This window comes from Pseudomonas sp. 05N434, assembly GCF_056396965.1.
The window spans coordinates 1-11,070 of record NZ_JBFTMK010000102.1 but is presented as its reverse complement, the minus strand read 5'-3'; the positions used below and the strand labels follow the sequence as shown (position 1 = coordinate 11,070).

General features: G+C 59.2%; 10 protein-coding genes. 5 read left to right on the top strand and 5 right to left on the bottom strand.

Translation table 11 applies throughout. The features are described 5' to 3' along the window. From AC1DLB_RS09365 to AC1DLB_RS09350, 4 genes are all read right to left on the bottom strand, one after another. The coding region (locus AC1DLB_RS09365; RefSeq protein WP_477784912.1) for an AAA family ATPase at window positions 1-540 on the bottom strand (540 nt) is incomplete at its 3' end. Beyond that, window positions 541-1,287, bottom strand: coding sequence for a sugar transferase (locus tag AC1DLB_RS09360; RefSeq protein ID WP_018925578.1), 747 nt, complete (start codon window positions 1,285-1,287; stop codon window positions 541-543). An 11-nt stretch (window positions 1,288-1,298) separates the two neighbouring features. Next, complete coding sequence (locus AC1DLB_RS09355; RefSeq protein ID WP_018925579.1) at window positions 1,299-2,342, bottom strand: NAD-dependent epimerase; 1,044 nt, start codon at window positions 2,340-2,342, stop codon at window positions 1,299-1,301. 200 nt (window positions 2,343-2,542) lie between these two features. Beyond that, window positions 2,543-2,728: a hypothetical protein gene (locus AC1DLB_RS09350; RefSeq protein ID WP_477743686.1), complete on the bottom strand. Its 186-nt coding sequence runs from the start codon at window positions 2,726-2,728 to the stop codon at window positions 2,543-2,545. Between the two features lie 82 nt (window positions 2,729-2,810). Between AC1DLB_RS09350 and AC1DLB_RS09345 the strand changes: the two genes are divergently transcribed. The 5 genes from AC1DLB_RS09345 (at window position 2,811) to AC1DLB_RS09325 (ending at window position 10,354) form a co-directional block, all read left to right on the top strand. After that, window positions 2,811-4,508 (top strand): sulfatase-like hydrolase/transferase, encoded by a 1,698-nt coding sequence (locus tag AC1DLB_RS09345; RefSeq protein WP_477743685.1) that lies wholly within the window; start codon window positions 2,811-2,813, stop codon window positions 4,506-4,508. 111 nt (window positions 4,509-4,619) lie between these two features. Beyond that, window positions 4,620-5,288, top strand: a complete 669-nt coding sequence (locus AC1DLB_RS09340) for an ABC transporter ATP-binding protein (RefSeq protein WP_018925581.1) — start codon at window positions 4,620-4,622, stop codon at window positions 5,286-5,288. 1 nt (window position 5,289) lies between these two features. Then, window positions 5,290-7,761, top strand: a complete 2,472-nt coding sequence (locus tag AC1DLB_RS09335; protein ID WP_477743821.1) for an ABC transporter permease — start codon at window positions 5,290-5,292, stop codon at window positions 7,759-7,761. Continuing rightward, complete coding sequence (locus AC1DLB_RS09330; protein WP_477743684.1) at window positions 7,751-8,821, top strand: lipocalin-like domain-containing protein; 1,071 nt, start codon at window positions 7,751-7,753, stop codon at window positions 8,819-8,821. Before AC1DLB_RS09335 ends, AC1DLB_RS09330 begins: the two co-directional genes overlap by 11 nt. A gap of 690 nt (window positions 8,822-9,511) precedes the next feature. Beyond that, window positions 9,512-10,354 carry a cyclase family protein gene (locus tag AC1DLB_RS09325; protein ID WP_477784911.1) on the top strand — a complete coding sequence of 281 codons (843 nt, stop codon included), beginning with the start codon at window positions 9,512-9,514 and terminating at the stop codon, window positions 10,352-10,354. A gap of 7 nt (window positions 10,355-10,361) precedes the next feature. Here the strand turns inward: AC1DLB_RS09325 and AC1DLB_RS09320 are convergent. Next, the coding region (locus tag AC1DLB_RS09320; protein ID WP_477784910.1) for an ATP-binding response regulator at window positions 10,362-11,070 on the bottom strand (709 nt) is incomplete at its 5' end.

The following is an 11,070-nucleotide window of genomic DNA, read 5'->3' as shown; positions in this document are numbered from 1 at the left end:
GGCCACTTCCCAGCGGGTGTCTTCCGCGCGCACCACCATGATCACGCCGTCCACCAAAGTGCTGATGACCAGGGTGTCGACGGCCTCATACACCGCATCGCCGTCGATCACCACGAAGCGATACCGATCGCCCAGTTGCTCGAGCAACGGGCTCAGTTGTTCGCGGGTCAGGTGCTCGGTGCCGCGGATGTGCCGCCCGTTCGGCAGGATGTGGAAGGGCAGGCTGGAGACGGTCACCAGGCAGTCCTGCAGCAGCGGCGGGGAGTCGTTGAACAGCAGATCGCGAAAGCCGCGCTCTTTGCTCAACCCCAGCTGATGCGTGAGGTTGCTCGCCGACTGGCTGGCGTCCACCAGCAGCACTTGGCCGCTGCTCATTGACGCCAATTGGGTGGCCAGCGCCAGGGCACTGGTGGTGGTGCCCGTGCCTGCGTTGGCAGCGGTCAGAAAAAGGATCCGCAGATCCAGGTCGAGCACGGTCGAGGTCAGGTTGGACTCGCTCGGGCTGGCGATGGTCAGGCTGTTATTCGATGAACCGTCCATTTAACTCGCTCCGTGGCCGTTGAACACGATGAAGGGGGTTTTCAACAGAATCTTCAGATCAAGCAACAGGCTCTGCTCGGCGATGTACGTGAGGTCCAACTCAACGCGCTGGTCGAAGTCGATATTGCTGCGCCCGGAGATCTGCCACAGACCGGTCATGCCGGGGTAGATGCTCAGGCGTGCAAGGTGGCTGTCCTTGTAACGACGTGCATTGAACGAGGTGGGTCGTGGACCTACCAGGCGCATGTCGCCGCTCACCACATTGATCAGGTTGGGTAATTCATCGAGGCTGCTGCGCCGCAGGAAGCTGCCGATGGGCGTAATCCGCGGGTCGTTGTCGATCTTGAAGTCGATGGCGTCGGCGCCGTGCTTGTTCAGATGCCGCAGGGACTCCTTGAGCTCCTCGGCGTTGGCCACCATGGTGCGGAACTTGTACATGCCGAACATGCGGCCGCGGTAGCCGGTGCGTTGTTGCACGAACATCACCGGCCCCGGGCTGCTGAACTTGATCGCCAGTGCCAGCCCCAGCAGTACCGGGGAAATCAACAGCAAGATCACCAGTGCACCGAGGCAGGCGAGCACCCGATTGGTGCGCGACAGGGTCCAGGGCCGACCGCCGTTGCGGCCGGTCACCCAGCCGTGACCCTGCACGTGGATCGCCTTGTCGAGGCGCATCCGGTGCTCGGGATCCAGGCGATTATCATGCTGCATGTGATCGAGCAACATGCCTTTTTCATGTCCAGTCATAGAGTCCTCCGCTAAAGCCCGGCCATGAATGGCGARTGGGCGCTACGCAGTGGGTAGTAGTCACGGAACCAGGCGATGAATCGTCCGAGTCCTTCATCCAGCTCTATCCGTGGCTGGAAACCGGTGGCCAGTGCCAGATCGCTGGCATCGGCGCAGGTGTTGAGCACGTCGCCCGGTTGCAGGGGCAGCAACTCGACGAGGGCCTTTTGCCCCAGGTGCTTTTCCAGCAGTGCCAGGTAGTCCTTGAGCGCTACCGGCTGCTGTCCGCCAATGTTGTAAATGCGCCATGGCGCCATGCTGCTGGCCGGGTCCGGTTGCTCGCGGCTCCAGTCCGGTGCCGGCTGCGGCGCGCGTTCGACCAGGCGGGCGATGCTCTCGATGATGTCGTCGATGTAGGTGAAATCCCGCTGGTGCTGGCCGTAGTTGAACAGCTTCAACGGCTGCCCTTCGGCAATCGCCCGGGCGAACTGGATCGGCGACATGTCGGGTCGGCCCCAGGGGCCGTACACGGTGAAAAAACGCAAACCGGTGCAGGGAATGCCGAACAGATGGCTGTAGCTGTGGGCCATCGACTCGTTGGCTTTTTTGGTCGCGGCGTACAGCGACAACGGATGGTCGACGTTGTCTTTGACTGAATATGGCGTGTGCTGGTTGGCGCCGTACACCGAACTGGACGAGGCATAGATCAAGTGCCTGACCGGGTGGTGACGGCAGCTTTCGAGAATGTTGAGGAACCCGCTCAGATTGCTGTCGAGGTAGGCCCGAGGATTTTCCAGGGAGTAACGCACCCCGGCCTGCGCCGCGAGGTGAATCACCACTTGCGGTTGTTCACACTCAAACAGTGCGTCGAGGGCCTCGGCATCGGCCAGGTCGACTTTTGCGAGGGGGAAATCGCCGACCTGCTCGCGTACCCAATCCACGCGGTCATGTTTGAGTTGCGGGTCGTAGTAGTCATTGAAGTTGTCCAGCCCGCACACCTGATGCCCGTCGCTCAAAAGCCGCAACACACAATGGGCACCAATGAAGCCGGCGGCTCCAGTGACGAGTATCTTCATGATCGTGGCGCCTCTGGAGCTGCCAATGCCGCAGCTTGGATGAGGCCGACGCAACACGTACCCAATACGTTCACGTCCATATTGGCGTGCCTCGTAAGACGGTGGATGTAACTGAAATGAGACTGTCAAAAGGGGTATAGCCCAGCCTTGGGAAAGCGTGTCAGCAAAATGACGGGTAGCGCGGGCTGGAAACCCTGATTTCATGGGCTATTTGGTATCAAGTGCTTGCCGTTGCTGGATTTGTCGCGGTTTTGAGGGGTTTCAAGAAAACGATAAACGGTCGAAAGGCCTGTATTACAAGGGTTACAGGCGTTTTGAAGCGTCAGATTTGAGTTAATGTTTTTTTGACGCTTTTGGCAAAAAACCGGCATTTCTTGCGCTTTCATGGCTCGGTGCTAGTGTCAGAAAATGGCTGATAATCATTGGTTTCCATTTGCCAATGGCAGCCATGGAGGTACTGCATCCACCATGATCCGATACTTCAAGGAACTGTTGCTGGTTCTGTATTTACTCAAAAGCTACGACTATTACCTCGATCGTCTCGAGGCATTGGGCATCGGTTTGCCGATGTTGCTGTATGGCGGGATGTTCGTTGTGCTGACGATCGCGCTGTTCATGACCGCCTATATTCGTCAGACACTGGTCCGTCATTTGTTTGCGTTGGCGCTGTTTGGCTCGGCGATTTTCTTTGACGTGTATACGCACGTGACCGCCAGTTACCTGACCTACAGCAGCTTTGTGTCGCTGGTGTATTCCGGTGGGTTCATTCAGGAAGCGGCTTACCAGTACCGCGATGCGATCATCAGTGCGACGGTCAGTGGCTTGTTGCTGCTGTTGGGTATCGGGCTCAAGCCGCGTCGACGGTTGCCGTTGCCGGGGGCGTTGTTGGCGGCGGCACCGGTGCTCGGCGTGCTGCTGCTCAGTGTCGTGCTGTTCGTGCGGGCCGGCGAGGGCGCCCGTGGCTTGCCGATCATGTACACGCCGTTGGCCTATCTGAATCTGTTTACCTATGAAGCGCTGCACAACGTTGTCGGCCCGCGCGAGCCGGTGAGCCTGGCGCGCATCGATCGGCCGGTGGGTTACGACATCGTACTGATCATCGACGAGAGCATTTCCGGTAATTACCTGGACATCAACACGCCATTCGGTGTGCACAGCAACCTCAAGGAAGCACACCCGGGCGTGGACATCTTCAATTACGGCTACGCCGCGTCCATCGCCAATTGCAGCGCCGACACCAACGTCACGTTGCGCTATGGCGGCACCCGTGGCGATTACATGCGGATCAACACCACACTGCCGTCGATCTGGCAGTACGCGAAAAAAGCCGGGCTGCGCACGGTTTACATCGATGCCCAGCGCACGGGCGGCAACTTGCAGAACCTGATGAGCAATGCCGAGAAGCAGGACATCGACGAGTTCGTGCAATTCGACCAGACCAGCGTGCGTGAGCGAGACATGGCTGCGGCGGCCAAGCTGATCGATCTGCTCAACGACGGCATACCGGAGCTGGTGGTGATCAACAAGGTCGGCGCGCATTTCCCGGTACACGACAAATACCCGGACGCGTTTATGGCGTATCGCCCGACCTTGCCTCGGGGGCAGTTTGTCGAGGTGGCGGACACGGGCACGCGCGAGGGTTTCAATGGGCAGCCGAATGATTGGGTGTTGTACCGCAATGCCTACAAAAACACGGTGCTGTGGAATGTCGGCGAGTTCTTCTCACGGGTTTTCGCCCAGGCGGATATGCGTAATGCGCTGATGATCTACACCTCGGACCACGGGCAGGATCTGCATGAGCGCGGTAACCCGGGGCTCAACACCCACTGTGGCAGTGACCCGGTGGAGGAAGAGGGGTTGGTGCCGTTGGTGGTGATCTCGGGCAGCGATTTGAAGACGATGGACTGGCAGGCGCAGTTGCCGGCCAACAAGGACCGCTCCAGTCACTACAACATCTTCCCGACGTTGTTGCAGTTGATGGGCTATGACCTGGCGGGGATCGAGGCGGTGTATGGCAAACCGTTGAGCGTGTCGACGGCGGATGACTTCACTTTCAACTATCGCTTCAATGCGCGGCTCGGCGCTGTGCCTGCGTGGAAGTACATCGATCTGAAGAGCATTGTGACGCCGGGGCCGGTGGTGCCGAGTGTGGCGGTGGGGCAGTGAGATTTTGATGAAATGGCCTGGCCTTATCGCGAGCAGGCTCGCGATAAACGATAACGCGGTCTTGCTGCCGTCCGCTATCCTAGGCCAACTGCCTTCAACGAGCCTCCTCTCATGCTTTCGGTCCAGGGCGTCTTCAAAAGCTAYGCCACCCCCCAAGGCCCATTGCCGGTATTACAAGGCGTCGACCTCACGTTGAAACCCGGCAGCAGCCTGGCGTTGATGGGCGAGTCGGGCAGTGGCAAAAGTACCTTGCTGCACCTGATCGCCGGCCTGGACAAGGTCGATCGCGGCAGCATTCGCAGTGGCGAGCATCGGCTGGAACAGATGAACGAAGGCCAATTGGCCCACTGGCGGCGCACCGAAATCGGCCTGGTGTTTCAGCAGTTCAACCTGATCGGCAGTTTGCGGGTCGAGGACAATCTGGCGTTTCAGGCGCGTCTGGCCGGACGCCACGACCCGCGCTGGCAAGCGCATCTGGTGCAGCGTCTTGGGTTGGTGGATCTGTTGCAGCGCTATCCGGAACAACTGTCTGGCGGGCAACAGCAACGAGTTGCGCTTGGCAGGGCGCTGGCCTCGCAACCGAAACTGCTGCTGGCCGACGAACCCACCGGCAGCCTCGATGAAGCCACCAGCGATGAGGTGTTGAAGTTGCTGCTGGAGTTGCTCGACGACAGCCCGACGACGTTGTTGATGGTCACCCACAGCCCCAGGGTCGCCGCGCGGCTGGCGGAAAAAGTGGTGCTGCACAATGGCCGTCTGGCTGGCGCGGACGAGCGCTGAAGTGCGGGTTTTTCGCGAGACATTGCGGGCGCTGCTCAGCCATTGGCGGCAACATCCGGTGCAATTTTTCAGTGTGCTGACCGGGCTCTGGCTCGCCACCAGTCTGCTGACCGGCGTGCAAGCGCTGAACAGTCAGGCACGGGAAAGCTACGCACGGGCCAGTCAGCTGATCGGTGGCGAACCTCAAGCCAGCCTGAGCGCACCCGGCGGCGGGGTGTTCCCTCAGCAATTGTTTATCGACCTGCGTCGCGCGGGTTGGCCGGTATCGCCCGTGTTGCGAGGCCGGGTGACGCTCAAGGGCCATGAAGACCAGCGCTTGCAGTTGATGGGTATCGAACCGGTGTCGCTGCCGGCCGGTTCCGCAGTGGCCGGCCGGTCGTTGCCGATCGAGCAGGTCGTCGAGTTCTTCACGGTGCCGGGCAGCACCTGGATTTCGCCGCAGACCTTGCAGGCGTTGGGCTTGCACGAAGGTGAAACACCGACGGCCGAGAGCGGCATCGCCTTGCCGCCACTGCGTGCCCAACCCGACATGGCCCCCGGTGTGTTGCTGGTGGACATCGGCTTCGCCCAGCAAATTCTGCAATTGCCCGATCAACTGTCACGTCTGTTGCTGCCCAAGGATTTCACCGCGACCCTGCCTGATCAGTTCAAGGGCCAACTCCAGCTCATCAGCAGCGGCGAAGAAAACAATCTTGCACGCCTGACCGAGAGCTTCCATCTGAACCTCGATGCCTTGGGCTTTCTGTCGTTCGTGGTTGGCCTGTTCATCGTCCACGCGGCGATCGGTCTGGCGCTGGAGCAACGTCGAGGCTTGCTCAGAACCCTGCGCGCCTGTGGCGTCAGTGCGCGAATGTTGATTGCCGGCCTCGCCGTCGAGCTGGGTGGTCTGGCGTTGATCGGTGGTGTCGCTGGCGTGGTCAGCGGCTACCTGCTGGCCGGCGTGCTGTTGCCGGACGTCGCCGCCAGTTTGCGCGGCTTGTACGGCGCCGAAGTGCCGGGACAGTTGAGCCTCAGCCCGCTGTGGTGGTTCAGCGGCATCGGTCTGAGCCTGCTCGGCGCGTTGCTGGCCGGTGCCAACAGTTTGCTGCGAGCGGCGCGTTTGCCGTTACTGGCGCTGGCCGATCCGCAAGCCTGGCATCAGGCCCACGCGCGCTGGTTGCGGCGCCAGGGCTGGGTCGCGGCGATGGCTGCGCTGATCGCGGTATTGGCGTTGATGTTCGGCGACAGCCTGAGCAGTGGTTTCGTGCTGATGGCCGCGTTGTTGATCGGCGCCGCACTGGCCTTGCCGGTGGTGTTGAACAGTGTGCTCAACCGGGTGCTGCGGCGCAGTCGCTCGGTGCTCGGCCAATGGTTTGTCGCCGATTGCCGTCAGCAGTTGCCGGCCCTGAGCCTGGCCTTGATGGCGCTGTTATTGGCGCTGGCGGCGAACATCGGCGCCGGCAGCATGACCGCCGGTTTCCGCCAGACCTTCAACAACTGGCTCGAACAACGCCTGACCGCCGAGTTGTATGTCAATCCGCAAAATCCGGCCCAGGCCCGAGAGCTTTACACATGGCTCAAACAACAACCCCAAGTCAGCGCGGTGCTACCCAACTGGCAAGTGTCGATTCAGTTACAGGGCTGGCCGGCGGATGTCTTCGGCGTGATCGATCACCCGACCTATCGCCAGCACTGGCCGTTGCTGGAGGCCTTGGGCGACGACCCTTGGGAACGACTGGCCAAGGACGACGCGCTGATGCTCAGCGAACAACTGGCCCGGCGGTTGAAGGTGCGCCTGGGTGATCACATGACCATTGCCACGCCCAACGGTCCATGGTCGCCACGGATCGTCGGGATCTACGCCGACTACGGCAATCCCAAGGGCCATCTACTGGTCAACATCAATCACCTGCTGCGCGGCTGGCCGCAGCTGACACCCAGCCGTTTCAATCTGCGCATCGAGCCCGCGTCGATTCCCGCGTTCCTGGCCGCGCTGCAAGCGCGCTTCGCCCTGGACGACAGCCGCATCGTCGATCAGGCCCGGCTCAAGGGTTGGTCCACACAAGTGTTCGAGCGTACCTTCGCCGCCACCGCCGCACTCAACAGCCTGACGCTTTGCGTCGCGGGCGTGGCGCTGTTCATCAGCCTGCTGACCCAGAGCCAGAGTCGCCTCGGGCAACTCGCGCCGTTGTGGGCGCTGGGCGTGACGCGGCGACAGTTGATGCTGCTCAACCTCGGGCAGACCTGGTTGCTCGCGGTGCTGACATTGGTGCTGGCATTGCCGTTGGGCATCGCATTGGCGTGGTGCCTGGACACGGTGATCAACGTGCAGGCCTTCGGCTGGCGCTTGCCGCTACGGGTGTTTCCGCTGCAACTGTTGCAGTTGATGGGCCTGGCCTTGCTCGCCACGTTGCTCGCGTCGGCGTGGCCGTTGTACTCGCTGTATCGCACGCAACCGGCGGATCTGCTGCGGACGTTTGCTCATGAAGATTAAAATCTGCGTGTTGCTGCTGGCGTTGCTGAGTGGCTGCGACAACACGCCTGCGCCGGAAAAAGGCTTCGCCGGCCTCGGCCATCAGGCCACCGCATTTACCCCGGTGGTGCCCGGGCGAGTGTTCAGTTTCCCGGCGGACCACGGCGCCCACGATGGCTTTCGCATCGAATGGTGGTACGTCACCGCCAACCTCAAGGACGATCAGGGGCACGAGTTCGGCGCGCAATGGACGCTGTTTCGCAGCGCCTTGAAAGCGACGCCCGAGCAACCTGGCTGGGCCAATCAGACTATCTGGCTGGGCCACGCGGCCGTGACATCCGCCACCGCACACCATGCCGCCGAACGCTATGCCCGAGGCGGTGTCGGCCAGGCCGGAGTGACCCTTAAGCCGTTCAACGCATGGATCGATGACTGGCGTTTCAGCAGTCAGGCCACCGACGAAAACCCGCTGGCAGACCTGCAACTCAGCGCCCGCGACAAGGCGTTCAGCTACCAGCTTCGACTGACCTCAACCCGGCCACTGGTGCTTCAAGGAGACAAAGGCTTCAGCCAGAAATCCGAACAAGGCCAGGCGTCGTACTACTACAGCCAACCGTTTTTCCAGGCCAGCGGCACCCTCGAAATCGACGGCAAAACCTACACGGTCAACGGCCCGGCCTGGCTCGACCGCGAGTGGAGCAGCCAACCGCTGACCGCCAACCAGACCGGTTGGGACTGGTTCTCCCTGCACCTGGACAGCGGTGAGCAAGTGATGCTCTACCGCATGCGGCAAAAGGACGGCGCGCCATACCTCACCGGCACCTGGATCGACGCTCAGGGGCAGACGCAGTTGTTGCACGCCGACGATATCAGCCTCACACCGCAAGACACCGCCAAGGTCGCCGGGCGTTCGATGCCTGTGCGCTGGTCGATCAACATCCCGGGCAAGCACCTCGAAATCACCATCGATGCCCTTAATCCCAAGGCCTGGATGGACTTGCGCATTCCTTATTGGGAAGGGCCGGTGCGGCTGAGCGGCAGTCATGGCGGGCAGGGGTATCTGGAGATGACCGGGTATTGAATTGGAGTTCTCGGCGCGACACTATTCGGTGAAATTGAAAGATCTGAAAGCAGGGCAGAGCGTTGTGCTGACCTGTAACGATGTGCTGAAAGTGACCAGCCGGCACCCAAGCTGATCATTACTTGTACGTATTGATTGTTCTTGTGCGGATAGCTGTATAAGAACAATCAATTTTAATGGTCGAACTGGTGATTTTAAGAAGTTTGTAGACGTTGTGTAAGCGGGGCCTTACGAAATATTACGTGCATAAATTTCATGTTTATACACGAGGACATATCTGCCAAATTCTATTAAAATCCTTCCCGTTCGCCCGGTGTCAGGGCTCTTTACCGGTGCATGGATTGCCAAGGCCATTACACTGGGCGAACACCTTCTTTGGGAGGTGCTGTTTAAAAGTTTCGGATATAAAAATGGGCGACCTTGGGGTCGCCCATTTTTATTGGAAGATCTAAAGCTGCTTCCGCAAGCGCTGTCCGACCACATCCATCAAATCGCAACCGTCCTGCAACGGGATGGCCAACCCGCGTAAAGTGCCGCGAGTCGATGCATAGTGGGGCGCCTGGACGGTTACGGTGATGCATTGAAACGATCAATATTGATACTCTCCAATACACAAACCTCTTCAGGATCAACGAACAGGGAGTAGAGAATGGCTGGAGCCACAGCTGGGCTCGAGGGTAGGAGTCCTTAATGATCAAAGGGGAGTCAATCGTCATGGCGAAATCAAAGCAAAACAAGAGCTGTTTTAAACGGGTATCCATCGGCGTACTGGCCGCTTTGCTGTYGGTCGGCGTCGCTAAAAGTTTCGCAGAGGATAAGGAAGTCAAAGGAATGCAGAGTATTCAGTTTCGAAAGGTCATTGACCTCAGCCATGTCATTAGCACGACGATTCCACTGTGGCCTAACGACCCTCCAGTGACATTCGACGTGGTGGCTTCACAGGAAAAAGACGGTTATTACCTGCGGCGTTTCAGCATCGGCGAGCACAGCGCTACCCATATGAACGCGCCCAATAGTTTTCACCCCAATGCCATCGGGATTGATGCCTATAAACCAGAGTCCCTGGTGCGCCCGGCCGTTGTGATTGATATACGAACCCAGGCTCGGGATAACCCGGATTATGTGATTGGCGTCCAGGACATCGAAAAATGGGAACAGGCTAATGGGCGCATCGCCCAAGGCTCTGTTGTGCTGTTTTATACGGGATGGCAAGCCTTGTGGAACGATCCCAAGCGCTTTATCAATGAAGACGCGAAAGGCCCACACTTTCCCGGTGTGGGCGCTGCTACGACCCGGTTTCTGCTTGAAGAACGCCAAATCGCCGGTGTCGGTATCGATACACATGGCGCTGATCCAGGTCAGGATACGGTTTATGCCACCAACAGCCAGATTCTGGCCAAAGATGGCATTGTCCTGGAGTGCCTGACTAATCTCGATCAGCTACCTGCGAAAGGCACGACACTGGTCATTGGCGTGCTTCGACTCAAAGAGGGGTCGGGTTCTCCTGTTTCCGTAATGGCGTTTGTACCCTGAGCCCATTTCAACTTGAAATTGCATCCACTACCGGAGTACTGGCCTGGAGCTGTCGCCGGTAGTTGGCTGCACGCTGAAGTACTTGGGTCAAGGCCTGGAAGTTTGCCGGTTTGGTCAAAATGTCATTGGCACCGGCGGCCCTGAAACGTTCTATCTCGCTCGAAAAAGCGCTCGCGGTGAACGCAACGATGTAGCACGTATCGCCCAGTGGTAGTTCGCGGATGTTACGGATGGCCGCTAACCCATCCATAACAGGCATATTGATATCCATGAAAATGATATCTGGAATCGACGTCATGCACTCGTTGATCGCCTCCAGACCATCTGACGCAAGGGCGGGTGTATAACCCAACGCCTGTAACATCGCCAAGGCAACTTTCTGACTAATGGGATGGTTCTCCACCAACAGGATATCGAGCGGGTAATCCCCGGCAAAAGATGAGTCGAAACCAACCGTTGCATGATCGTCCCCGAGGGGGATTTCCGAGACGGAAAAAGGCTCCATGGGGAGTGAGAAGGAAAACGTCGATCCGATACCAGGCTCACTGGTAAAGGATAAAGTCCCCTGTTGCGCCTCGACCAGATTCTTGCAAATTGAAAGACCTAGCCCACTTCCGGTAAAGCGTTGACTGGCTGGCCCTTTGAACTGAACAAAGGGTTTGAACAGGCTGTCTTGCCGCGCCAAAGGGATACCTATGCCGGTATCGCGTATGGAG